The organism is Ruegeria sp. YTSC230 (assembly GCF_059609665.1).
On sequence record NZ_JBXWMC010000018.1, the window covers coordinates 1 to 24,635 of the forward strand.

The following is a 24,635-nucleotide window of genomic DNA, read 5'->3' on the forward strand; positions in this document are numbered from 1 at the left end:
AGTTTCGTGGCTCACGTCGATGCCTCTCTCGTGCAGCAGATCTTCGACATTCCGAAGCGAGAGCGGGAAACGGATGTACAGCATCTCCGCAAGGCGGATGATCTCGGGACTGGTTTTAAAGTATTTGAATGAGGCAGGTCTGGTCATGGGCAAAAGCTACGCAACTGCCCTACCCCGCTCAAGCAAAGCTCTTCTGACAAGACCATTTTGGTGTTCCGTGTCCATGAGGAGGGCCAGCCAGGCAGAGTTTTGGTCAGCGACTGATTTTCAAGACAAAGGCGAAATATCCTTTACCGAATGCATGGTTGTCGGAACCGGGGGGGGGGGTGCCGTTTGCCTTCACACTTGCAACCCTGCTTTTTTCCACCCGCTGCGCCAGCGATCAGCGCAGGTTGGAATAGAGAATAATGGTAAACGTGTTGTCTCGGTTATCGAAGCCGCATTCGGAGCGATTTCGTTCAATTTGACAGCCGCTGTTTTTGCCGCATCTATGTCATCGAGCTCAGCGAGCGAGGCAATCAGCATCAGGTGGCTCATCAGGAAGGTTGCACGCACAGCCAAGGCTTCGCGACAGGCCTGCGCGGCTTCCTCATAACGTCCCAAGTGAAACAAGGCGGCACCCTGTCCCATGAAAGCGGCGTGCCGCAATGGATCACCCGGGCTGAGTTCGACAGACCGGACTGCATGTTCCAGCGCCTTGTCAGGGCGATTCAGCAAATAAAGATTTGCAGCGGCGAGCATGTGGACCGTCGCCGCGTTGGGATTTTCCGACAATGCTTCCTTAAAGGCTGTCCGCGCGCGGGACAGGTCTTGTGCCAGCATAGAGATCGAATGCGCGGCATAAGCCTTTGCAATGCCGTCCGCGCGATCGCTCCGCAGCACCTGCTCTGCGGCCGCGACAGCTGACTTGGGTCCCTGATCTACAGGTTCCAAACCTTGCACAAGACGTTGGATATGAAGCCATGCTAGCAAGCCCGCTGCGGAGGCGTATTCCGGATCTCGATCCAAAGCCAGTTTTGTCAGTCGTATTGCCTCTATGTTGTCTTGGTCAGTCAGCAAGTGGAAATGTGATAAAGCTCGGAGGTAGAGCTCGTATGCCTGTAAGTCCTTGGTGGGTTTTGCACGCGCACGATTTGTTTCAGCGTGCCGCACCGATGGTTCAATAGCTGTAACTACGTCTTCGGTGACTTGATCTTGAAGATCAAAGATGTCGTCGAGCACACCGTCAAAGCGGTCCGCCCACAAATGGCTCCCATTTTCGGTATCTATGAGCTGTCCCGTGATGCGGACGCGCTGCCCGGAACGCCGAACGGAGCCTTCCAGTACATACCGAACCCCTAAGTCGCGGCCCACGTCGCGGATGTCCGTGCTTTTCCCCTTATAAGAAAAAGAAGAGTTTCGTGCGACGACCATCAACCAACGAAACCGAGATAGCTCAGTTATGATGTCTTCCGTTATGCCATCGGCAAAGAACTCCTGCTCCGGATCACCCGACATATTGTCGAATGGGAGCACTGCGATTCCCGGCCTCACATCCGCTTTGATCGCGAGATTGGCTTTCGTACCCTTTGGCCAACACCAGATTCCAACATGCCGCGTGATGTTTTTCAGTTCGGTTTGCTCTCCGCCGTCGAATAATCCCGCATCGTTACGGTCAAGGCTGTTATGTGACATATCTGAAAAGAGCACTTGTCCCGGCTTCGCGAGAGCCTCCAGACGCGCCGCAACATTGATGCCGTCGCCGAAAATGTCATCGCCATCGGTTACAACTTCCCCTGTGTGAACCCCGATGCGCAGTTTGATGTGGTCAGGTTTGTGGGCGGACTGAACTGCAATCGCGCAAGCTGCTGCTTCAGATGGTGATTGAAACTCGACGATCCAGCCGTCGCCCATGCTTTTGATCAGTGAACCATTGGTATCTTCCACGATCGGGAGAAACGTGTCCTCGCGGAAGGTCTTTAATGCAGCGACTGTGCCAGTACGGTCCTGATCCATCAGCGCGGAATAGCCCACAATGTCGGCGGCCAATACCGTCGTGAGACGTCTTCCCATTCACCCCTCCTCTTTGCAATGAAGTTAGCTCGGTGGGTTGCTTCTGTCAGCCCATTCGTCAGATTTTGAAAAGCCTTAATGAATAGAAAGCACAGGTACAGGCATACACGCACAACTAAAAAGGTAATGCTCAAATACCTGTCGCGCATTCAGCAAACGGTCACCTTCATATCCGCGGAGTTAGTTACTTGCGTTTCTTTAGCTGCCAATGTTCGTGGCAAAGCAATTCCGCTTTGGGCTCGTAGCGGTCATTCGCGGCAGTTGGTACGAACGACCACTCTGCGGACTTTGCGGCCATTGGCCCGCTTTCACCGGAGGACCGCAAACAGTGCAAACCGGACATTAAATAGGAAGGTCTCAAAATTTTGGCTACGCAAAGTTGCCCACGGTCTAAAGCGATGGCCTGCTCTGGGTGCGCCCAACCCAATTCGCGATTACGGCCGCTTCTAGCGCGTTGGTCGAACTGAGCCGCCCAATTTTAGTGGTCCAAATTGAAAGTTAGAGCATGATTGGCCTTTGATCTATCAGGACGAAGACTTCCGGGGCGGATTTGTACACGACGAAACTTTGACAAATAGATGAATCGCAATAATGTAATGTGAGTCGTTGGTTCTCTGCCGTTTTCCACTGACAACCTTCGTTGAACATGAGGCGGTCAAACTTTTATGCGGGTAAAGCAAGCGCTATTCGTGGGTTAAATCACTCAAAAAAGTGAAACGTTGATTTAGACTTAAAAACGACGACAGAGATTACTGAGGATGATCGCAAGGGTCATCCAAAGTTTAGTGTCCTATCGACTAGTTGTTCGGTGTGATTAAACGGCGCCCCGAGAGGCCGATGTATCCAAAAGTATAAGAGGCCATTCGGAATAGGTCGTAGTGTGTTCAGTTCTGCACTGTATCAAAACCTTTAGAAACGCGCAGTTTCAAAACTTTAATACTTTTTACCCGGAGTAGGAGATAAACATGATTAAACCTCACCAAGTTGCCACGCCATTGGCTGCTTTCTTTTGTACTTTCGCGATCTCCGCGACGGCTCAGGATTTCGATCCGACGTCTTTGTCGACCTATGGCAGCAAGCCCAACATCATTATGATCGTTTCTGACGATACTGGGTATTGGGACCTTGGTGCCTATCATGGGGGCGCCGCGCGCGGCATGGACACGCCCAATCTTGATCAAATGGCCAAGCAAGGGATGATGTTCACAGATTTCTACGCTCAATCCTCTTGCACGCCGGGGCGTGCCGCGATGCAGACCGGGCGTTTCCCGAACCGCTCGGGCATGACGACGGTTGCTTTTCAGGGTCAGGGTGGTGGACTACCGGCGGCAGAATGGACGATTGCGTCTGTTTTGAAGCAGGCTGATTACAACACTTACTTCATGGGAAAATGGCACCTCGGGGAAGCAGATTATGCCATGCCGACAGCCCATGGCTACGACAAGATGGAAAACACATTTCTCTATCACCTGAATGCGTACACCTATGCGCTGGACGACTGGAATGTGCAGATGTCCGATGATCAGAGAGCATTTTACAAAGTGAACACCACCGGCGTTTTTGAAGGCGTGGCCGGAGATACTGCCAAGGAAGTGCTGACTATCGAAGACATGACGACTGCTGATTTGGCCGCGCTGGACAAGGTTGGTGCGGAAAAGGCGGTGGCAGAACTGGAGCGTCTTGCTGGCCTGGACCAGCCATTCTTCATGTCTATCAACTGGGCTGCGAACCACCAGCCTAACCTGCCGTCGCCTGATTTTGTGGGCAAGTCGGCGGTAAAGAACAAGTATGGCGACAAGGTGGTAGAGCTTGATTTCCACACTGGTCAGATCCTCGACAAGGTGGAAGATCTCGGAATTGGGGAAAATACCCTGATCATTTACACTGTTGATAATGGCGCATGGCAGGATGTGCATCCTGATGCCGGCATGACACCGTTTCGTGGCACCAAAGGGACTGACCGTGAAGGGGCATACCGCGTACCTTTCTTCGCAAAGTGGACCGGTAAGATCGAGCCGAACACGAAGTCGAGCGACATCACCGGCGGCACCGATCTGATGGCCACCTTTGCCAACCTCGCCGGCGTTCCGTTGCCGACCGAAGACCGGGAAGGGCAGCCGACGATTTTTGACAGCATTGATATGGCTCCGGTCCTGTTTGGTGAGGCCGACCCACAGCGCAACACCTGGGCGTATTTTACCGAGAATGAACTCACTCCGGGCGCGGTGCGCGTCAATGAATGGAAGGCCGTCTTCAACATGCGCGGCGACAACGGTGCGCGTGCCGGATCCGAAGCTCCTGCTGCCGAATTGGGATGGCGTGGGGCCGAAATGTACGTTGCTACCGTTCCGCAGGTGTTCAACCTTTGGGAAGACCCTATGGAGCGCTACGACATCTTCATGACCACCGGGCGTGAGAACACTTGGACGATGCCGACACTGATGGGCGAGGTTGAGCGGGTTGTGAGAACCTACATCGACTATCCCCCACGTCCGGTGCAAAGCGAATCCTACTCCGGTCCAATTACGCTCAGCGAATACCACCGCTTCACGACGGTGCGCGACCAGTTGAAAAAGGACGGCTTCAATTTGAGCCTGCCAACCGGCAACTGACGCAAATGGTCGGGGCGTCGTAATGCGGCGCCTCGACACATCAATAATGTGAAACGGAGTAAGTGCTTCTTCACAGTTTCTCTAGGCTGGAGTGAGTTTTTTTGGATGCTATTGGCGAATGCCACGGACTTTCGCTCAGCGCCCGCAATCCCCTTAACTTGTGATTCTAAAAGGTGATCTACATGTCAAAGCACTGGTTGATCAAAGCAGCCTTTGGATCCGCTTGTCTGGTAATCGCCAGCACACAAGCCTTCTCTGACCCCCTGAAGTCTTGGAACGGCGGTGCGACGAAATCTGAGATAATCAACTTCGTGAAGACTGTATCGGATGAGAGGTGCTGTCAGACTAATTCGAACTAGTCTCAGTTTGCCGCGGAAATCGCGAACTTATCCGGAACAAAGTTGACGCCACTCGCTAAAAGCGGCGGCGCGGGTCAGCTTGAAGGTGTTTCGACTGGCTAACGATCTTTCCTAGTTGAAGTGGTTGTAAACGGAGGAATGGACGGAGGCGAATTTCTGCAAACTTCGCATAAGGGCTCACATCGCCAATTTCCGACGATTTGTGAATATCAGATTCAGAGCACTGGGTCGACTTTGTAAAGTCAGTAAACTGCGCATCGCCGTCATTCGGGCATCGCGCAGCACCGGTCAAAGTGAGGCTCGATGCGGCCATTCGGTAGAATTCAGTGAATGTCTGCTTTGCGGACAAAACAGCCGTTCGCGACATACGATGCAGCGGTTAAGGCGGATGCGAAGTTTGCAGAAGCTCGTCGCCGTTCACTCCTCCGTCTCCAATCACTTCAACCAGGGGCGATCCCTTCCCAGCCGAAACACCTTCAAGTTGTCACGGCACCGCCGCTCTTGCCGAGTGGCGCGAACTTGGCGCGTTACAAGCGACATCTCTGTTGGCCTAGCTGAGACTTGTTCGAACCGGCCTCACAGTATCCATCGATATGCTTATTGATCCTTGTCAAGATTGGCGCGGGCAAGAAGTGGTACTGTCAATGGTAATTCAGGGGGGGGGCTCATGGAAGAGTTGATTGAAATCGGAAGATCATTCGTCCAGGCCATGCGTGAGCGCAGGGGCCTTGCAAGTGTTGATGAAATGTACGCCGAAAACGCACAGTCGATAGAGGCAGTCGTGCCTCCGGTTCGACAATTCCGCGTTTCAAAGGGGCGAGAAGCCATCAAGGGAAAAAGAGAGGATTGGTTGGCATCGCATGAAATCCAAGAACTAGAAGTGGATGGCCCCTACGTCCACCCACCCAACCGCTTTGGAGTCCGCTTCAGAGCCGAAGTCGTTCAGAAGGCCACGGGTGAGCGTATGACCCTGCGCGAGATCGCGGTGTATTCGGTGGCGGAAGGCAAGATTGTGCTGGAAGAGTTTTTCATGCTGCCGAAGTAAGAAGAGCGAATAACAACATCGGCTATTTGCTGGTTCAATCAATGCGCACGGCTTTCGGGCGAAGTGAAATTCCGGGCGGAGGTCGGGAATGCAACACAGAACAGTGGCATATTATGTAGGAGTTGATGCTGACGACGCGTCGATTTTGGAATGCGCTGAAACTGCCCATATCCAGAACGACCACTTGAATTGCGTAGTGATCGCGGCCTTACCTAACCTGCCTTACCTGAAGTATGGATCAAACAGGTTCGTTGAGGCGGGTCTACCCTCAAACTGGTTGGACGTTCTTCACGCGAAAAATGCCGCCCTGAAGTCTCGCGCCATTGAAGTTGAAACGCTTCTTGCTGGGCAGGGCGTATCTGCAAATGTAACTGGCTTCATGGGACTTGGAGCAGAGTTACAGAAACTTGTAGCAGAACAAGCCAAATGCTCTGACATCGCTTTTCTAGACGCTGATTTGCGAAAAGACCCCGATTTATTTCACACGATCACGTGCGGAGTATTGTTTCATTCGCCGGTTGCTCTGATGATAAATGGAGATCCGTTTGCCCAACGCGACTGCGTTTTTTTGGCATGGAATGACAGCTTGCCTGCGTCCAGGGCGACGCATTTAGCTTTACCCATTCTTCTGGCGGCAAAGGAAGTTGTAATTGGATGTTTTGATTTGCCGTCGCCTGAGAACGTAGAAGGTAGTGTGCATGGAACTGACCTAGCTGAATGGCTCGGCCATCACGGTTGCAACGTGACCGTGTCGCAGTTCCAGTGCGGGGGAAATTCAGTTGCACATTGCATTCAAGAACGAGCAAGAGAAGCGGGGGCCGATCTCATTGTTATGGGCGCTTATGGGCATTCCCATTTGCGAGAGTCAGTTTTTGGGGGCACGACGCAAGCAATGTTGGAGCAGACAAGTTTACCAGTGCTTTTCGGACACTGATGAAGTGAGCCGATAACTGTGACTTTCTGGGAGTCATAGCAATCAAAGTTCATCGGTAAATAATTGAGAGACTTTTTTAAGAGTTTGCTTGAGGTTGAAGCGTGTTTGCCCGCCCGTTTTCGCCAAGGAACTCTATCACAATTAACGTGAGTTCATCCCAGTCAGTAAACTCCCTTGCCCCTTCTCGTGGATCGATTTTTCGACCGAGCAAGACGACGCGCTGAAGAATCTCCCTCTCAAAATACCCGTAGTTTTCGGGCCTCACCGCGCCTGCGATCAAAGCCGTCGCATTTGGTTCAAAACCTGTTCGAAGAAGCATTTCGTCAAGATAGTCGCGTGCTTCTTCTCGACCTGACGCGAAAGCAGCTTTTAGACCGACGGAAAGCACGAGAGACTTTCGCTTCATTAAGGCATCTCTATTTGAAGCGACAAATGCTTCGAATGACTTGGGGTGCTTACGCTCGTGGACAGGGGCCAGGAGAATAACCTTGACCACTTCGTCAAGTGAAACGTGGCTGGGCGTTTCATCGGTATTGATCAGCTTTGCATCGAAACCGGCATTCTTCGCGAGATCGGTGATGAAGCGCGCAATCTTTGCTGTTTGGCCTTCGACCGTGGCGAAGGCGATGAGTAAAGTCATTCCGATCCTCCCAAAAATCGGTCTGAATAGATTGCTTATTATGAATAAGTGACGTGCGTTGCCCTTGATCTCCATCAAAGGCGTTTCATAGGGGCATATCTGGATCGTTGCGGTATGCTCATGCTGTCCACGCGGAGCATGTTTATTAGGAAGTTCGTGACGGCATCCATCTCCAAGAATACCTGCCTTTTCGGCCGGCAGCCTTGAAGCTAGCCAACCCCTGGCGGTCTAGCTTTCTACCTTAAGCAAAAGGCCAAGACAGCGACGAAGATTGAAATACTGATCAACCAAACTGCGAGTTTTACTTGTTGGCGTGCGGGCAGGTTTCTGAGCAGTCTAATCATAGTCAAACCTTTCAGACAAAATCCGGTGTGACGCGGTGCCCCGCTCAATCAGATGATCTTCGACCGTGTCCATCATGGCAGGGGGGCCGCAGAGAACAAAAAGCCAGCTTTCAAATTGTTCAGAAGACAAATTGCGGTCCAACAGATGACCGTCGATCAAGCCTGTCTCTCCGGACCAATCCTCTGGCGGCTCGGATAGAACAAATACTGTTTCTTCTTTGGACAACTCCTGGCGAAAAGCAATCTGCTCCTCCACCCGGTTGCCATAGATAAGCTTGAGCTCGTACTGTGTTCCACTCAACCGTACCTGACGCACAATGCTCAACATGGGCGCGATCCCGACACCACCTGCGATCAGAACAATGCCTTTCTCAGTTCGGTGGCTGATCGATAGATTTCCGTGCGGGGCATCCAGATAGGCCGTGGTTTGCGGAGCGATCTGTCTGAGGCCGCATGTGAAATCCCCAAGCTCCTTTATCATGAATGAAACTTCGGGGCCTTCGGCTGGTGCCGAACTAATCGAGAATGGGTTCTCATGCAGCGAAAAAACACTGTGGCCGACGTTTAGCCAAGCAAATTGCCCTGCTTCGAAGTTTAGTCCGTTGTAACCATCTGGAACGACGCGCAACTCCCATTGCTTCGGTGTTAGTCGAGACACAGACGTGACGCGCCACTGTCTCTTCCTCTGACGTAAAGGGCGAACGAGATAGACATACAGCAAAGTTCCAACTGCAATACTGGTTAGGGCAAGCCAGAGATAGGTTAGTAGCGGATGCCCACCGTAGCGCCCAGCATAGACCGTGTGATGCAACAACAGGCATGCGATCACCAAGGCTCCCAGCCCGTGTAAGAGGCGCCATGTTTCGTATTTGTAATCAAGGGATTTGCGGGCAATTGCCGAGGCGACCAAAATGAACAGAAATAGATATGCGCCGATGCCCGATACCAGCGTAGAAAAGTCGGTGGAAATCGTAAGTTGGTTTGTTTCATCCCACGGGCGGCGTCCGCCCGAAGGCGTACCCTGATAGAGAAGCGGGTGTATCAGCGCAAAGCCGAGTGCTGTACGCGCCATCAACTGATGCACCCGCATGGTTACATCCATACCCAGACCGGAAGAGATGAACCTGAACCGCCCAGACAGCAGGAACTCGACTAAGATTATTGAAAAAGCCAGCATCCCAAGCCCGGACGCGAGCTCTTGATTAAATGATCGTGGTGGCCACCCCAAGGACCAAGAAAAACCCAAGGGAGCCAAGATCAGCAAAACGTAAATCAGCGCCAGATAAGGCCATTTCATACAGTTTTGCTCCACTGTGCTAAAGCTAGGCAGCTCGGGCTCATTCAAAATAAACGCTAAGCTGACCTGGGATTCCGATCAAGACTACTGAGAATGGTGTTAACTTCACCACGACGAGGCAAGTTTAGTGAACGAAGTTTCCCGTTTCTGTTCGTTCAGCCGCCGCGTTCGGTCTGGCTGATCCTGAGGTTGCATGCTTGCGCAAGATCAAGGTCCTTGACCGCTTTTCCTGTCATAATGTTGCGCGCGTGAAATCAGGCCAATGGAGGAGGCTCAAAATGTTAGAAGACAAAAAGTCCCCGCAACTTTTCACTGGAATGCATCCGCTCTCTGACAACTTTCGGCGTGAAATGGAAACCCTGATGTCGCGTTTTTTCGGGGGAGGACCACCTTTCCTACCAATGGAAACGGCTGCGCAACGCACAGGTTTTCCGTCTCTTGACATGACAGGTGCGATTTCACCCGCAATCGATGTCCAAGAAACGGATTCTGCGATTGCCTTGACGGCTGAATTGCCAGGGCTCGAAGAGGATGATGTGGAAATTGAAATCAAGGATCGCAGGCTAATCCTGCGCGGTCAGAAGAAGATTGCGCATGATGAAACGGGCGATCTACGTGTCAGCGAAAGAAGCTATGGCAGTTTTTCCAGAGCCATGTCGCTGCCAGACACCGTGGAAATCGACAAGATTTCCGCAACATTCGACAAAGGCGTTCTGCATATCGAAATGCCGAAGACTGAGCCTCAGGATCCAAGCTGTAAGATCAAGGTATCGTCGAAATAGACGGTCTGTTGGCTCGATACGGGGCTTGAAAATGCCAAAGCAGAGGGCCGATCATGGATCGGCCTTCTTTGAGCCGCGGCCTGATAGATGTTTTTTGATTGAATCCGGGCGGACATCGCAAGTGTTTGTATAAATGCGTTTTATGTACATTCGCACCAAGCCATGGGTTTGGTGTTGCAGCGTGGTAGAATGCCCTCACGCGTTTGGAAAGGGGGTCATAATGCGAAATCCAGAAGCGAGTAGCATTACATCCTCCGGGAATGGTGGTGAAGGTGAGGTGCGGGCATTTCTGGAGAGCCTGACAGGTCCATCGCGCGGAAACGTGAACTGGCTTGTCGATAAAACCCTAACTGTTTCAGTTGACGATGAAAGGGTGCTAAGCCTTCGTCCTAGGGATGACCTGCCTCCCCATGATAACGATATTGCCACCCTACAATGGGCTGACGAAGGTTACACGGTAACCGCGTCAGCAGGGCGCAATGTATGGGTAAACGGGCAAAATGCTTCATCAGTGTCTTTGAGGCACGGCGACATGATCGAGTTCGGCGAAAAGGGCCCTATGTCTCGATACAGGTTGTGCGATCACTCATTTCCCGCACACCACACAGTCGAAGATATTCTCAGTGACGCATATGCTTACACCCGAACGAGCCGTCGACCCTTCGCCAAAAAGATGTCTGGTGCCCTGCGCGATAGTGGGCGGCGGCTTGCGTCTCAGACCACGATACTTTTCAGGATCACAGTACTTGCAACGCTTCTTGTGATCGCGGGGTTTGGTTACCTACTTTACCAAAACGACCGGCGCTTGGCGGATAGTATCGGACAGGAGTCCCGCAAGATCGAAGCGGTCGCGGTTATGCTCGCTCAGACGCGAGAAGATGCACTTACGCCTGATGACTTGGCTTCGTTGCGTGACGCTTTTGAGAACCAGGTTTTGTCGACTGAGCAGCGTCTTGGAACCTTGGAGCAACGGGCGGGGGCACCCACGCGGGTGATAGCTGCCTCCACTCGATCTGTAGCTTTCCTTCAGGGAGCTTATGGATTGCGCCACGTGGAAAGCGGGAAGATATTACGGCACGTTTTGGGACCGAACGGAGAAAACCTGAAAACCCCGTTTGGCCAGCCTTGGATCGAACCGGACGGGACCGGCGAACCTGCAGAATTTCAGTTCACCGGAACCGCGTTTTTGATTGCTGGGGTGCCGTTGATGGCCACCAACCGCCATGTCGCTTTGCCCTGGACCTCGGGGAGTCGAGAAAAAGCGCTGAACGACGCTGGTCTCAAGCCTGAAATGTTGAGGCTGCTGGCTTATTTGCCTGATCAGACGGAACCAATAGAGGCGCGTTTGGTCCGGTTCAGCGAAGCGGCAGACTTGGCGATTTTGGCAGTAGAGCCTAGCCGCGTTCACGACCTCGGCATTCCGTTGGCGGATGCCACGTCGCGCGTAGGTGAAGAGCTTTATCTGTTGGGGTATCCAACGGGTTTGAGGGCATTGATCGCGCAGGCTGGTCCGGGCTTTTTAGAGGAACTGGAAGCAGAAGGGACGTTGAATTTTTGGTCGATAGCGTCCCGACTTTCAGCACAAAGCAAGATACACCCGCTAGCAAGCCGGGGGATAGTTGCGCGGACAAGCGGGAGCGCTATAGTTTATGACGCCGAGACCACGACCGGTGGGAGTGGAGGGCCAGCATTGAATCGGCGAGGCGAGGTCGTTGCCGTAAATGCTGCGATCCTGCCCGAGTTTGGCGGTTCAAACATCGGGGTCCCGGTCTCACATCTCAGAGCTCTGCTAGGAGAGGTCAAAAGCCAGTGATCATTCGCTCGTTCGGAAGCGCGAGTTTTGAACAAAGAACACTGTGGCCAGTGGAACAATCATCGAGATCACGGCCACGGAGATCAGCAAGTACCCAAGTTGGCTGTAGTCTGCGGTAGACGTGACTTCACCGGTCTCTGGATTTGTGACGGCGCGAGTGACGACGTATGTTTGGTTGAGGTATTTGGTGCTAAGGCTGCTGGCCGACAAAGCCATGTTTGTGAACGATGCCATCACCGCGAAGAAGGTCGCTTTCAACTGAACAGGGGCATTGCGTGCGATCCAAGCCAACATCGGGACCATGGCGATCTGTCCAAGCGGCGACTCAACAGCTGTATCAAGAATGGCAATGAACCTTGCGTCGACAACTCCGCCGGTATGCGCCGCCGTCCATTCGTGCACACCGTAGTAGAGGGCAAGGTTAGGCAGGGCGAGAACGCCCGCCGCAATCGTTAGCAACACCACCACATGCGCAATCGAGCGGGTGGCCATAAATGGTCGAAGGACGATTAACCCGAGCAGGGCCAGCATCGAAGTTAACAAAGCCAGAATTGCCAGGAATTGCTCATCGAACCCCAGTTCATCGATTTCAAACCAAGTCAGGCCTGGTCCCGGCAGAGGAACGGCACGAAATACAAAAATGACTGTCGCTGTCCCGATCAAGGCTTTGGCTTGGGCTGGTTCCAACTCCTTCAGCAGACGCGACATGAGGTAAAGGATCACCGTCAGGGAAACCGCAAAAACGGTCTCTTGCGCGAATTCGAAATCTGCGGTTCCCAGCACGATGCTGAGCACAACGAATGCAAGGCCGCCGAGCAATATGGACCATTTGACTTCGGTGGCTTCATCCGGCGTATGTGGCGGGTGGCCGCACTTAATAAGCTGACGCTGGATAAAGCTGTGAAGAACGACTCCACTAACGGACAACACCGGGATGGTCAGAGCTATCAGATATACTTGGCCATAAAGCGTAAGGCGTTCGGATTCTTGCAGTTCTTCGGTTCCAGAGAATATCCAGATGTTTACAGCAGCAACCGCCGCAAACCCGGAAATGATCGAAACTCTGCCCAAGGTCTGCATCGTTGTGTGCTGTGCACGAGTTTCTTCCGGCAAAAATGGTGCGCCGCTCTGGTCAACCTTTGGCACCGCCTCAACCGTCATGGCGTCGGCAACAACGTCCTGAATTGCATAGCCCGAAGGCGCCAAGAGCAAGGCAACAACATACCAGTCTTCCAGCGGCATGAAACTGGACATCAGCGCAGGTGCGGTCACGAGCCCGTACATGGTGAGCAAAGACAACGTGATCAAGGACGCGCCGAACAAGATCAGCAGGGACTTCCAGCGCCAAAACAGGTCCACGACATGACCAAGCGGCATTTTGAGTATCCACGGGATACCAGCCCAAAATGCTAGCCCTGCAACGAAAGAGGCGGATAAATCGAGGTAGTCTTTTAGGAAAAAAGCACCGACGACCGAGGTCAGGCCGGACACGCCGGCCGCAAAATAGACCATCAATGGCGGCAGATAGGACCATTGCAGCTGCTGAACCAGATCCACAAACGTTCTATGCCACCAGGCTGAAAGTTTTGATCCTATGGAAGTTTGGTCAGTCGTCATATGCCGTGGCAGTTCGTTGAGGCCTTTGGGTCGTTTTGTCTAGTTAGAGAAATCCAGATCCGAAAAGCAATGCACTGGTGATCACCCCAAGGATCGGTACCACAATAGGAACTCGGAAATGCTTGGCGGCCTCGTCCGGCTGCATCTTCAGCTGGATCAGCGACATGTTGACGAGCACAAAGACGCCCAGAACGATCTGAGACGTGCGCTCTGCCAGGGTACCAATCGGTATAGTTTGGGTCAGCAGAACGATGATTGCGACGACCAGCAAAGTAGCAACTACTGGTGTCTGCGTTGATTTAGGGACTATCGCCAGAACCTTCGGCAAATGGTCACGGTCAGCTAGTCCGTAGATCACCCGCGAGGCCATAATCATCTGAATCAGTACTCCATTGACTGTCGCCACAATCGCGACTGCGGAAAAGCCCTGTTTGATGACCTCGGGCGCGTTTGAAAACACGAGCGCGAGGGGTGCTGCGGACGTCGAAAGAACATCGATCGGCACAACAAGTAGAACCGTCATTGAGGTTCCTAGATACAACACGGTTGCCAGAACGAGCGTTAGCAAAATCGCTTTTGGGATGGTGCGCACGGGGTCTTTAACCTCTTCCGCGACATTAGCCATGTCCTCGAAGCCAACAAATGCAAAGAAAGCGAGAAGTGATGCTGCGAAAATGCCTCTCCACGCGTCGAGTTCCAGCGGCGGAAGCATCGAACTGATCCCGTATCCCTGCGGATCCTGGATCGACATGCCCCAGCCAATCACAAAGAGAAGACCTGCGATCTCAATGATCGTGATGACAGCCGCAATAAAGACAGACTCAGTGATCCCCCAAAGCGCGATTAGACCCATGATCAAAACAACACTGATAGTCAAAATAGGGATCGCAAAACCGGTCAAAGCGTGAAGGTATGATGCTGCGCCAATTGCAACGGCAGAAGCGGAGATAACGCCCGAGGCTGCCACCGCAAGCCCAACGAAAACCGCCATCCAGTTTTTCCGAAATCCCGCCTCAACATAGGCTGCTTCACCTGCGCTGACAGGAAATCGAGTTGTGAGTTCTGCATACGAAAGCGCGGTGAGTGATACGACGAGCGCGGCTACAACGAACGACAACGCCGCAAACGGTCCGGCAATGTCTGCTGTTGCGCCGACTAAAACGTAAATGCCCGCTCCGACCGTTACTCCAAGGCCATAAAGCGTGAGCAACGGGGTCGTAAGGGCCCGTCTGAGTTTCTGTTCGTTTGGATCAACAGAGTTCATAAGCGATTTCCACAAACTGCCCATTCAGAACGTCGTCAGAGGCGTCCGTCTCGTTTTTGTCCGCGATTGGCGCAGCGGCTTAATCCGATGGTCAAAGCTGCATCGAATGCCTTGTGTCTCAACGCCTGGGCGCATTGGGCGCCAATCAAGTAACACGGGGGCTCGCCACCACTCCTGCCGAGCCCCCTTGGGTGGAACTTCCACTCCTTAAGAATTCCGTTCACCTTTGTGTTTGCTTGGGGACAGACCGGTGAACGTAGAACACGCTAAAACATTCGTATTTCACTATGTGATTCTTGTTGGTGCTTTGATCTATGTCAATCAACTCGCGGTCGGCGGTCTGCGAGGCTGAATCCCAACCAACTGTCGTTTGCCTTCGGACTTAAAGGCAAAGCAAACATGTGAGGCGGTTTGAGATTTAGGGTAGAAAGCTATTCTTGATGCTCTGGAACCTGTTACCAACCTTGGGCTCGACTGGTTGCATCGCGTGTCGCATCACCTCTGGCGAATTCGTTGGCATTTGAACGCTTTGGAAGGAGTGCCGCCAGGGCGCAAGGGGGAGTGAGGTCAATGACGAAGTGGCGTAGTTGGAGGCCGCCTGGATTGGACTTGGCGCGTGCTCAAGCGCCATTCGACCGAAAAACCAATCTTCGTGCTGAAGCGTTCAACATGAGCGAGGTCAAAGAAGTTTCTTAAGGATGCGGTTTAAATAGATCTGCATCCGGGGCAGTAAATGGGAGGAGCATATGCAGATTGTTCGCGGAATTTTACTGGCACTGTTCGTCACGGGACCCGTTCTGGCGCAGGAGGTCAGCGTCGATGAGGGACGAGATTTGTACCGGACGTATTGCTGGCAATGTCACGGTTTCGAAGCAACCGGAGACGGGCCAATGGCGGAAATGCTGGCTATTCGAACACCTGACCTCACCAAATTGGCAGGCGAAAACGACGGTGTGTTTCCGATAGATCGTATAGCTGAACAGATTGACGGTCGTTCGCAATTGCTCGCCCATGGGGGCGAAATGCCAATCTTTGGTGCGGTGTTTGAGACAGACCAACAAATCGCGGTGGCTTTGCCTAGTGGGCAACCAATGATGGTAGGCCTGCCGCTGGCGAATTTGCTCGCCTTTCTTGAATCGATCCAGTCTGAATAGTCATGGACCAATTGGTTCATCCGTGTCAGCCGTTCGTCTGATTGACATGAGAGTCAGCGGCGGCCCCAACACCTCGAAGGCAACTGTACTGGCTAGGGTAAAGGCCATGATCGACGCGGCCCAATCCGGAAATTGCTCTCCGGCGACAAGAGCCATTCCGACCGCAACACCGGCCTGTGGTAACAAAGCGGGGCCGAACCAACCGGTCTGACGGCGAGGCAGGCCGCCAAGTCTCGCTCCGCAGTAACCTCCGACAAGGCGGGCCACGGCGCGCAAGAATAGGAAAAGAGCACCAGCCCAGCCCATCAAGCCGAAGGCTTCAATATCCAGCGTGGCGCCAGCCAGTAGGAAGAACAAAATCATGAACGGCCACTGAATGTGCTCGATCTCATGAAAAGCACGGTCGTGATGGCGGGCAAGATTCCCAATAACTGCGCCCGCAACCATGCCTGCTACCAAGAATGAAACCTCCAGCCAAAGCGCGAGGCCCGCTGTCAGAAAGACGATACCCATTGCTTCTGCCTGCATTGGCTCTCCCGGCTTCAAGCGACCGGTGAGGTAAGCGGATGGCACGCCTAGCGCGGAACCCAACAAAATAGCCCCTCCGAAATCCCACATCGCTGTGGTCGTGATGGTGGCCCAACCGTCCGAATGACCGGCCAGAACCAATGCGACGCTGAAAGCGATCAGACCCCAAGCGTCATCAATTGCGACTATGCCCTTTAATGTCTCGGTGAAGCTGTTGGACACCCCAGATTGTTTGATCACGTCTGTCATGGCGGCCGGAGCAGTAGCCGTAGAAATTGCCGCCAGCACCAACGCCAACCCGAAGGGTACGCCAATTGCGGTCAATCCAGCAGACACAATAACAAGGGTTGCAACCACGATTGAAATCGAAATCGTCAGAATGGCTCTGCCATGCCGAACCAAGTTCTCGCGGGTTAAAGAACCTCCAAGAAGAAACGCGACCATCGTTAAAGCCACAATGGAAATCTCGTCGAACCGCATTGCAACGTCGAGTGGGATCAAACCCATTCCGGCGTTCCCGGCGATCAGACCGAGGAAAAGTAAGGTAGTAACACGAGGAAGATGCGTGGCCCGGCCTAATTGATCGGCTGTCAATCCGGCAAGGAAGAGGACACCAAGGCTAATGAGAAAGCCGGCAATGTGCATAGAAATCCAAGCGTTAGGTTCTTGTCTAAACTACTCTAATTCCAACTCTGCCACTTAGGAACCGTTGTCGGAGAGAATGCGATTGTCCCGTCGCAGCTTAGGCCGAAAATCCGCAAAATATGGGATATTGATCTGTATTAAGGCGAAAGCGCGCCGCAGGTGGCACAGTAACACATACAGGAAATGAGGAGGAACTTTCGATGTCGAGAAAGAAAACTAGCACAAACAGCCCGACCTCACTGTTGGATGTTTTTAAGCAAATGCAGCCACCCATGTCTGGCAATCCGGCCTTCGGAGCCCAGATCGAACAATTTTGGGACGCGCAGGAAAAATTTCTCGAAGAAACAGAGGCCTTTGCACAGCATTGGTTCGAACGGCGTCATGAGGCGGTCCGGGCGGCTCTACAAGCTGCACGCAATGTGTCGTCCGCGAACCCGTCCGATCCATCGAAAGCCTTTCAGAGCATGGCGGAATGGCAGCGCCATTCAGCTGAGCGGTTGGTTGCTGACGCGCAGGAATGGTTCGAAACTGTGTCCCGTTGTGCATCTTATGTCGCAGAAACAGAAGCTGAAGCTGTTGAGAAAACAGTTGGTGATGTTGCAGCCGCTACAAAGAGCGCGGGGAAATCTTCAAAGTCTGAGCCTGTGTAGGTTTCCTGCTGCCGAAATACCAAACTGAAATCATCTGCGCAGTAGATAGGAGGTCAAATGTACAAGAATATCCTGATCCCGGTTGCTCTGGACAAAGAACATGACACTCAAGCGTCGTTTAAGGCTGCGCGCCAATTGGCTGATGCCGACGCTGTTTTCACCGTTGTGCACGTCCAAGAACCTATTCCGGCATATGTGGGTTCTCAGATTCCAAGTGAAGTGCTTGCACATACGCGGCATGAGATATTGGAGAACCTACAAAAGACTGCCTCTGAAATTTCAGACGCGAAGGTACAGCTCATCTCCGGGCATGCGGGTAGGGCAATTGTCGACTTCGCAAACCAGAGCGACGCCGATTGCATCGTCTTAGCTTCGCATAAGCCCGGATTCGAGGACATATTTCTAGGTTCCACTGCGAACAGAGTCGTGCATCATGCCAAGTGTTCGGTTCACGTAATTCGGTGATCCAAAGCTAGCGATGCGAGATCTCTATGGGGTCTTGTCAGAAGAACTTGGGTAGAGCGCTGCAGGGCGGTTGCGTGTCTTTTGCCATTAGCAGACCTGCCTCTTTCAAGTACTTTAAAACCAGTCTCGAAATCATCCGCCTTGCGGTGATGTTGTACATCCGTTTCACGCTCATTCTGACGTCAGCAAAGCACATCAAACTGCAATTGGTGCAAGTACCGCGAATCCACACTTCGTCCGCAACGTAGACGTTTCAGCAAGTTGCAGCCAACGTCCGAGTTGCGGGCTAAGCCGCCGTTCGCTGCTGCGCGGCACGTTTCGTTTGAACGAACGACGAATTTACGGACAAAACCACCGTTCAGTTTTTAGGTGGTTCGTAGGGATCAGGCGTTCCCGGTGGGATTGGAGGGTATTCCTCGAACGTTGCAGTGTGTTCCTGCAATTGAGGCAACGCCTTTTCGACCGCCCAAGTGTGTGGAAAGAGTACGCTTTCACGCTCGTGTGGATCATTAAGAAGGTTGTAGACCCTTGGTGTGTCGAAAGACTCCGTTGCACCAAAAGCCGTCGTATTCTCTTTGAAAAGAACTTTCCAATCCTTCCATTTTACGCCGAATATCTGCTCGCCCATGTAGACGATCACGCCTTCTCGGTTTGAGTTTGGTTGGTCACCAAGAAAGAACTTTGACTGGTCGACACCATCAAAGGCCCTGTCATCAGGCACCTTGCCCCCTGCGAAAGCCGCAAGTGTCGGATAGAGATCCATTGAGTGGACAACATCGTTGCTTTCAGAACCGGTAGGGATCTTTCCCGGCCACTTGATTGCAAAGGGTACACGCATACTTCCTTCGAGGCTGGTGAACAGAGTACCGCGCCAAGGCCCGGCCGTACCATGTACCGCAGGAACTGGCGAGACGTTGGCGTTCCCAACCGGAAGAGCTTCGGGGCCGTTGTCAGCAGTAAATATCACCACGGTGTCGTCGGAAACGCCTGCCGCCTCAATCGCATCAACAATACGTCCGATATAGCTATCTGTTTGAAGCAGAATGTCGGCCCAGACGCCGTTTCCAGTGGCGCCTTCGAACTCCTCGGACGCGATGTTTGGATAGTGGGTCTGAGTATAAGCAAGATAGATGAAAAACGGCGCGTCTTCGGCACTCTTCGCTTCGATAAACTCGATGGCCTTCTTTGTTAGGTCGCCATCTATTTTGCCGCGATAGTCCAGATCGTAGTCTTGAGCGATGGTTGCTGGCTCGCCTGCAACACCCTGCATCACAACTGGCTCTTCCATGTTGGCATCGGCAAAACCCGGAAGCGTGCGCCAGACTGTAACGTCAGTGGTCTCAACGCCGTAAAACTCATCGAAGCCTTGATTCGTTGGATAGCGCCCTTCGGTCCATCCAAGGTGCCACTTACCGTACATGGCCGTGTTGTATCCTACCTCCTTCAGCATCTCGGCCATCGTGATTTCCCATTGGGTCAGACCGTAAACGCCACCTCCCAGTGGGACCGTGTGGTTGCCGCTTCGGATACCGTATCGTCCTGTCATGGTCGCTGCTCGGGACGGCGTGCACTGGCTTTCCACGTTGAAGTTTGTGAGTCGTAGCCCCTCCGCAGCGAGGGCGTCCATCTCGGGGGTCGCTGTACCTCGGATTATGCCGCCTCCATTGAACCCAGGTTCGCCCCAACCAAAATTATCTAGAAATATGAATACGATGTTGGGTTTGTCTTGAGCTGAAGCGCCCGTGGCAAATAGAACAGATAAGGACAGTAGGAATGTTCGCAATAACCACTTCATGACATCGCCTCTAATCAAGATCACGAGCTCAAGACTGAAGAAACACGTCACCATTCGTCAAGAACGTTCACTCGTTGGGGTACTTTTTCTCAGTGGCTGAAGTCAAAGGAGCGTGCGAAACTGCGGTCGGGGATTGGTAGCACCTCCTCCAGGACTTCTTGTACTCAACTCAGAAAAATCGTTGTTTTTCTTGACGAACAGCCGGATCAGATGTTGCCATGGACTGGCATTCAGTTCGGCTGGGAGGTTCAAATGAAGTTTTTTTTGACGACGTCGACGGCAATAGTTTCCGCAGCATTCATAGCAAGCCCATCAAATGCTCAAGAGGCAGCACAAGGTGGGCAAGTTGGAGAGATGACCATATCGGTCGATGATATGCGTGAACCCGCGCCTGCAGATTTCTCACCTTATGCAGGTCGAGACTTTCCTACACGCCCACTTTGGGGTGACACTCACCTGCACACGTCAAATTCACTCGATGCTCGCGGATTTGGCGTCATTCTGAGCCCCGACGATGCCTATAGGTTTGCACGTGGTGAGGAAGTCACCACATCACACGGCCTACGCGTGCAGTTGTCGCGTCCGCTCGACTGGCTTGTCGTATCCGATCATTCAGATGCCATGGGGGCCATGAATGAAATCGTGGCAGGGAACTCCACGCTGATGCGAGACCCAACGCTTCGAGACTGGAACGAACGTCTCAACGCCGGTGGAGACGTTGCGCTTGGCGCAACAATGGAAGTCATCGAAACCTTTGCTGGCATCACCGGGGATGCTCTTCCCGAGGCTGTTTCAGATCGCAGGTTTGTACAATCCGTGTGGGACGAGTTCACGCAAACTGCGGATCATCACAACGCGCCCGGCACATTCACTGCGTTCATCGGATACGAGTGGACGTCCACCGAAGCTGGAAACAACCTCCATCGTAACGTGATCTACCGGGATGATGCCATTCGCGCTCGGCAAATGCTGCCCTTCACAACCGCGGAAACCTTCAATCCAGAACGGCTATGGGACTGGATGGAAACATATGAGCAAGAGACTGGCGGTCGTGTACTGGCCCTTGCCCACAACGGCAACGTTTCCAACGGCCTGATGTTTCCGGTTGAGACAAACCCTGAAACGGGTGAACCGTTGACGGCGGATTACGCAGAGCGGCGTGCCAAGTGGGAGCCGATGTATGAGATCACCCAAATCAAAGGTGACGGAGAAACGCACCCGTTTTTAAGCCCAAACGATGAATTCGCAGACTATGAAACTTGGGATAAATCCAACCTCGGCCCAACGCCCAAGGAAGACTGGATGCTCCAATACGAGTATGCCCGTGAGGCCTTGAAGAACGGTCTTAAACTAGAGGATCAGCTGGGTACTAATCCATATAAATTTGGCGTGGTGGGCTCTACCGACAGCCATACGGCTTTGGCAACAGCGGAAGAAGACAATTTCTTTGGCAAACACTCTGGCGTCGAACCAGAACCCGGCCGTTGGCAACATGTCGTTGGCGAGTTCGATGCCTTGAGGATTCTCGGGTGGGAAATGGCAGCCTCTGGCTACGCAGCAGTTTGGGCTGAAGACAACACACGCGAAGCCATATTCGACGCCATGGAACGGAAAGAAGTTTACGGGACAACCGGAAGTCGCATTGCGCTCCGTTTCTTTGGCGCCTGGGACTTTACGGAAGAAGATGCAAGATCCCGTTTGCCCGCCGAAATAGGATATGAAAAAGGCGTTCCGATGGGCGGAGACCTCTCACAAGCACCTGAGAGCGCAGACGCCCCAACTTTCCTCATCGCTGCCCTGAAAGACCCATTTTCCGGCAATCTCGATCGTATCCAGATTGTGAAAGGTTGGTTAAATGCCAGCGGTGAAACTGAAGAGCGGGTTTATGACGTGGCTTGGTCAGGAGACCGAGAACCTGATGCGGATGGAATTCTACCACCGGTGGGGAATACCGTGGATGTCGCTACAGGCACATTTACCAACTCCATAGGGTCTCCAGAGCTGATCACCGTTTGGACGGACCCTGAGTTCGATCCTTCAGCGCGGGCTTTCTACTATGCCCGTGTCTTGGAAATTCCCACGCCGAGGTGGACTATCTACGACTCCGTTCGGTTCGGAGACGAACTTCCCGCGGAGGTTCCGACTTCAACGCAGGAACGCGCGTACACTTCGCCAATTTGGTATACGCCCGAGAACTGAAATATACCTAATCCAATGTCGTAGTGGAAAAGCCCGGCAGTTCCTGTCGCAGCAACACTGGGTTAATGCGTTCATGCGAATGTCCGCTTAGGGCTCGGAGCAGTCATTCGCCGCACTCGGCATGAACGACTGCTACGCGGACAAAACCGCCGTTCGCTGCAGCGCAGCATATTAGACGGATTACAGCTGATTGATATGCCGCAAGGTGCACCCTCTGCGATTAGGTTGGAAGTCAATACTGTGTTAGGATCGCCTAAAAGTCAGTTTGAAGGATGGGGGGATAGTCATGAAACACGCCAAAATTTTTAAAAAATTTGCGATGGGACTTGCTAGCTCAGCATTCTTGACTTCAACGAGCGCTTTGGCGTTTGAAGGTGTCGTGTCAGAAGCCACTGTCGATGCCGGGACCGACTATTCGCCATTTGTTGATCGGTCGTATCCGGATCAGGTGCTTTTTGGCGATTTGCACTTTCATACAGAAATTTCCTTTGACGCCGGGTTGGTAGGTACTTCACTCAACATTCACGACGCCTTTCGTGTGGCGCGCGGCGAGCGGATCCTCTCTAACACCGGACAATCGGTGCAACTTGTCCGGCCACTAGATTTTCTGGCCATCACAGAACATGCGGAGATGCTCGGACTGTCCACCGCCATCCGCGCGGCAGACCCCCGCCTGCTGGCTGACGAATGGGGTCGCCTGACATACGAGCGGTTCAATTCGGGACAGGAAGGGCGGATGGCAGCCTTCGCCGACATAATCGAAATATCGACAGTGCAGGGCCGCGACCCTACGGCGGGTTTGAATCTCGATGGCGACTTGTGGCAACAGATCATTGAAACCATTGACCACTACAACAATCCCGGCGTTTTCACAGCGATTGCGGGTTACGAATGGACATCGACCCCGCTTGGGAACAACCTGCACCGCGTCGTTCTCTTCGGTGACGGGGCGGATAAGACAAGCCGCACCCGCCCTTTCACGTACTTCGACAGCGAAGATCCTGAGCCGATGTGGGATCACTTGGCTGCCTACGAAGAGGAAACCGGTGGCAGCGCGATTTCGGTACCACACAATGGGAACGTGTCGAATGGTATCATGTTTGCGCCAACCAAGTTCGACGGATCACCCATGGATGCGGACTATGCAGCCAAACGCGCCCGTTGGGAACCAATGCACGAGCTAACGCAAATAAAAGGCGATGAAGAAACACATCCGATGTTGTCGCCAGATGATGAATTTGCCAACTTCGAAACATGGGACGTCGCAAATCTCGCAGGGACAGCCGCCAAAGAACCTGAGATGCTGCGTTATGAATACGCGCGCTCGGCGCTCAAAGTAGGGCTTGAGATCAAGCGTGAGATCGGTGTGAACCCGTTCAAATCAGGTTTCACAGGCACAACGGATTCCCACACGGCGCTCCCGACAACGCGTGAAGACAATTACTTTGGCAAGTACCAGCACACAGAGCCATCGCCAATACGGCACAACCTTGATGTGATCCCGTCGGACGACCCGGCGCTGCGGATTGTCACCGCACAGGAATCCGCGGCAGGGCTGACCGCCGTCTGGGCGCGCGAAAACACCCGCGAGGAAGTACATGGAGCGATCTCCCGCAAGGAGGCCTATGCCACTACTGGCAGCAGAATCCGTGTGCGCGTCTTTGGCGGATGGGACTTTGATGCAGAGGACCTTAGCGCCCCCGACTTTGCGGCGCACGGTTATCGTAATGGAGTGCCGATGGGCGGCGATCTGGCCAATGCGCCGGATGGGGCCGCACCCGGATTCCTGATCCGCGCCCTGCGCGACCCTGATGGTGCTAACCTGGACCGCGTGCAGATTATCAAGGGCTGGATCGACGGGAGCGGCGAGACCTTTGAGCGCATCTATGATGTTGCGGTGTCAGGAGGTCGCGAGATCGGCACAGACGGTCGCGCCCGCGAACCTGTCGGCTCGACTGTCAACGTTGAGAAGGCAACTTACAATAACTCAATTGGGGCCGCAGCACTGGACGGATATTGGCAGGATCCAGACTTTGACGCCTCTCAGAATGCCTTCTACTACGTGCGCGTTATTGAGATTCCAAAACCGCGTTGGACCACAATTGATGCTGCGTATTACGACGTTCCTTTACCGGATAGCGTTCCAGCAGAAATACAGGATCGCGCTTACACTTCACCAATATGGTACAGTTCAAACTAGTACCTTGTATTATAGTCGGTTGCCGTTAACGCGGCGCGCCAGAACTCTCTATTGCTGCGAATGCAAATTGACTTGCCAGAAGAATGCCTGCTTTGGGCTCAGTTCGGACGTTCGCCCGAATGTCGCGAGCGACCGCAATTCGGACAAAGTCGCCGTTCATAAACTCATAGCTTTTGGCTATTTGGCTGGATACACTCGACTTGTACGGAAAGCTAATTTTACCAAGAGGTATTTGTGTAA

The 24,635-nt window shown here is 53.1% G+C and carries 17 protein-coding genes and 3 pseudogenes; 11 read left to right on the top strand and 9 right to left on the bottom strand.

All coding sequences use genetic code 11. The features are described 5' to 3' along the window. Together AC2FD9_RS22625 and AC2FD9_RS22630 are read right to left on the bottom strand one after the other, a co-directional pair. A pseudogene (locus AC2FD9_RS22625) lies at window positions 1-147 on the bottom strand (IS6 family transposase); the annotation flags it as partial. A gap of 192 nt (window positions 148-339) precedes the next feature. Further along, complete coding sequence (locus tag AC2FD9_RS22630) at window positions 340-2,028, bottom strand: adenylate/guanylate cyclase domain-containing protein (RefSeq protein WP_282168721.1); 1,689 nt, start codon at window positions 2,026-2,028, stop codon at window positions 340-342. A gap of 989 nt (window positions 2,029-3,017) precedes the next feature. On the opposite strand from AC2FD9_RS22630, the gene AC2FD9_RS22635 reads away from it, so the two are divergent. Beyond that, on the top strand, window positions 3,018-4,664 hold the full coding sequence (locus AC2FD9_RS22635) for an arylsulfatase (RefSeq protein WP_496838890.1): 1,647 nt from the start codon (window positions 3,018-3,020) through the stop codon (window positions 4,662-4,664). Between the two features lie 386 nt (window positions 4,665-5,050). Here the strand turns inward: AC2FD9_RS22635 and AC2FD9_RS22640 are convergent. Then, window positions 5,051-5,194 (bottom strand): annotated as a pseudogene (locus tag AC2FD9_RS22640) (IS6 family transposase); the annotation flags it as partial. Window positions 5,195-5,378: 184 nt separating this feature from the next. Between AC2FD9_RS22640 and AC2FD9_RS22645 the strand changes: the two are divergent. From AC2FD9_RS22645 to AC2FD9_RS22655, 3 genes and pseudogenes are all read left to right on the top strand, one after another. Further along, window positions 5,379-5,577 (top strand): annotated as a pseudogene (locus AC2FD9_RS22645) (hypothetical protein); the annotation flags it as partial. A 113-nt stretch (window positions 5,578-5,690) separates the two neighbouring features. Continuing rightward, the gene (locus tag AC2FD9_RS22650; protein ID WP_282121556.1) at window positions 5,691-6,068 is read left to right on the top strand and encodes a nuclear transport factor 2 family protein; all 378 of its coding nucleotides are present in this window, start codon (window positions 5,691-5,693) and stop codon (window positions 6,066-6,068) included. 88 nt (window positions 6,069-6,156) lie between these two features. Then, complete coding sequence (locus AC2FD9_RS22655) at window positions 6,157-7,002, top strand: universal stress protein (protein WP_496838891.1); 846 nt, start codon at window positions 6,157-6,159, stop codon at window positions 7,000-7,002. A gap of 76 nt (window positions 7,003-7,078) precedes the next feature. Here AC2FD9_RS22655 and AC2FD9_RS22660 read toward each other — a convergent pair whose 3' ends face one another. Together AC2FD9_RS22660 and AC2FD9_RS22665 are read right to left on the bottom strand one after the other, a co-directional pair. Next, on the bottom strand, window positions 7,079-7,642 hold the full coding sequence (locus AC2FD9_RS22660; RefSeq protein ID WP_496838892.1) for a flavodoxin domain-containing protein: 564 nt from the start codon (window positions 7,640-7,642) through the stop codon (window positions 7,079-7,081). Window positions 7,643-7,978: 336 nt separating this feature from the next. Next, a complete protein-coding gene (locus AC2FD9_RS22665) occupies window positions 7,979-9,283 on the bottom strand; it encodes a ferredoxin reductase family protein (RefSeq protein WP_496838893.1) in 1,305 nt (434 codons plus the stop codon). A 197-nt stretch (window positions 9,284-9,480) separates the two neighbouring features. Between AC2FD9_RS22665 and AC2FD9_RS22670 the strand changes: the two genes are divergently transcribed. Both AC2FD9_RS22670 and AC2FD9_RS22675 read left to right on the top strand, forming a co-directional pair. Further along, window positions 9,481-10,065, top strand: a complete 585-nt coding sequence (locus AC2FD9_RS22670) for an Hsp20/alpha crystallin family protein (RefSeq protein WP_496838894.1) — start codon at window positions 9,481-9,483, stop codon at window positions 10,063-10,065. 220 nt (window positions 10,066-10,285) lie between these two features. Next, window positions 10,286-11,878 (top strand): trypsin-like peptidase domain-containing protein, encoded by a 1,593-nt coding sequence (locus tag AC2FD9_RS22675; protein WP_496838895.1) that lies wholly within the window; start codon window positions 10,286-10,288, stop codon window positions 11,876-11,878. Here the strand turns inward: AC2FD9_RS22675 and AC2FD9_RS22680 are convergent, their stop codons facing one another. Next, complete coding sequence (locus AC2FD9_RS22680; RefSeq protein WP_496838896.1) at window positions 11,879-13,435, bottom strand: MFS transporter; 1,557 nt, start codon at window positions 13,433-13,435, stop codon at window positions 11,879-11,881. It lies immediately after the preceding gene. 103 nt (window positions 13,436-13,538) lie between these two features. Then, window positions 13,539-14,759, bottom strand: coding sequence for an APC family permease (locus AC2FD9_RS22685; RefSeq protein WP_282168728.1), 1,221 nt, complete (start codon window positions 14,757-14,759; stop codon window positions 13,539-13,541). 746 nt (window positions 14,760-15,505) lie between these two features. Here AC2FD9_RS22685 and AC2FD9_RS22690 point away from each other — a divergent pair. Continuing rightward, window positions 15,506-15,913, top strand: coding sequence for a c-type cytochrome (locus AC2FD9_RS22690; RefSeq protein ID WP_496834825.1), 408 nt, complete (start codon window positions 15,506-15,508; stop codon window positions 15,911-15,913). Here AC2FD9_RS22690 and AC2FD9_RS22695 read toward each other — a convergent pair whose 3' ends face one another. Then, window positions 15,914-17,086, bottom strand: coding sequence for a cation:proton antiporter (locus AC2FD9_RS22695; RefSeq protein WP_496838897.1), 1,173 nt, complete (start codon window positions 17,084-17,086; stop codon window positions 15,914-15,916). 200 nt (window positions 17,087-17,286) lie between these two features. On the opposite strand from AC2FD9_RS22695, the gene AC2FD9_RS22700 reads away from it, so the two are divergent. Then, window positions 17,287-17,736, top strand: a complete 450-nt coding sequence (locus tag AC2FD9_RS22700; RefSeq protein ID WP_496834823.1) for a phasin family protein — start codon at window positions 17,287-17,289, stop codon at window positions 17,734-17,736. A gap of 57 nt (window positions 17,737-17,793) precedes the next feature. Beyond that, a complete protein-coding gene (locus AC2FD9_RS22705) occupies window positions 17,794-18,201 on the top strand; it encodes a universal stress protein (protein ID WP_282121552.1) in 408 nt (135 codons plus the stop codon). 358 nt (window positions 18,202-18,559) lie between these two features. Here the strand turns inward: AC2FD9_RS22705 and AC2FD9_RS22710 are convergent, their stop codons facing one another. Further along, window positions 18,560-20,050: an arylsulfatase gene (locus AC2FD9_RS22710; protein WP_496754857.1), complete on the bottom strand. Its 1,491-nt coding sequence runs from the start codon at window positions 20,048-20,050 to the stop codon at window positions 18,560-18,562. A 198-nt stretch (window positions 20,051-20,248) separates the two neighbouring features. Here AC2FD9_RS22710 and AC2FD9_RS22715 point away from each other — a divergent pair, with 198 nt between their 5' ends. Both AC2FD9_RS22715 and AC2FD9_RS22720 read left to right on the top strand, forming a co-directional pair. Beyond that, entirely contained in the window at window positions 20,249-22,195 is a 1,947-nt protein-coding gene (locus tag AC2FD9_RS22715) for a DUF3604 domain-containing protein (protein WP_496838898.1), read from the top strand. A gap of 343 nt (window positions 22,196-22,538) precedes the next feature. After that, window positions 22,539-24,395, top strand: coding sequence for a DUF3604 domain-containing protein (locus tag AC2FD9_RS22720; RefSeq protein WP_496838899.1), 1,857 nt, complete (start codon window positions 22,539-22,541; stop codon window positions 24,393-24,395). The last annotated feature ends 240 nt before the right edge of the window (window positions 24,396-24,635 follow it).

Coding starts and splice junctions, on each gene's coding strand:
- AC2FD9_RS22635 (WP_496838890.1), top strand. CDS start 3,018: ATGATTAAACCTCACCAAGTTGCCACGCCATTGGCTGCTTTCTTTTGT.
- AC2FD9_RS22650 (WP_282121556.1), top strand. CDS start 5,691: ATGGAAGAGTTGATTGAAATCGGAAGATCATTCGTCCAGGCCATGCGT.
- AC2FD9_RS22655 (WP_496838891.1), top strand. CDS start 6,157: ATGCAACACAGAACAGTGGCATATTATGTAGGAGTTGATGCTGACGAC.
- AC2FD9_RS22660 (WP_496838892.1), bottom strand. CDS start 7,642: ATGACTTTACTCATCGCCTTCGCCACGGTCGAAGGCCAAACAGCAAAG.
- AC2FD9_RS22665 (WP_496838893.1), bottom strand. CDS start 9,283: ATGAAATGGCCTTATCTGGCGCTGATTTACGTTTTGCTGATCTTGGCT.
- AC2FD9_RS22675 (WP_496838895.1), top strand. CDS start 10,286: ATGCGAAATCCAGAAGCGAGTAGCATTACATCCTCCGGGAATGGTGGT.
- AC2FD9_RS22685 (WP_282168728.1), bottom strand. CDS start 14,759: ATGAACTCTGTTGATCCAAACGAACAGAAACTCAGACGGGCCCTTACG.
- AC2FD9_RS22690 (WP_496834825.1), top strand. CDS start 15,506: ATGCAGATTGTTCGCGGAATTTTACTGGCACTGTTCGTCACGGGACCC.
- AC2FD9_RS22695 (WP_496838897.1), bottom strand. CDS start 17,086: ATGCACATTGCCGGCTTTCTCATTAGCCTTGGTGTCCTCTTCCTTGCC.
- AC2FD9_RS22700 (WP_496834823.1), top strand. CDS start 17,287: ATGTCGAGAAAGAAAACTAGCACAAACAGCCCGACCTCACTGTTGGAT.
- AC2FD9_RS22705 (WP_282121552.1), top strand. CDS start 17,794: ATGTACAAGAATATCCTGATCCCGGTTGCTCTGGACAAAGAACATGAC.
- AC2FD9_RS22710 (WP_496754857.1), bottom strand. CDS start 20,050: ATGGTGACGTGTTTCTTCAGTCTTGAGCTCGTGATCTTGATTAGAGGC.
- AC2FD9_RS22715 (WP_496838898.1), top strand. CDS start 20,249: ATGAAGTTTTTTTTGACGACGTCGACGGCAATAGTTTCCGCAGCATTC.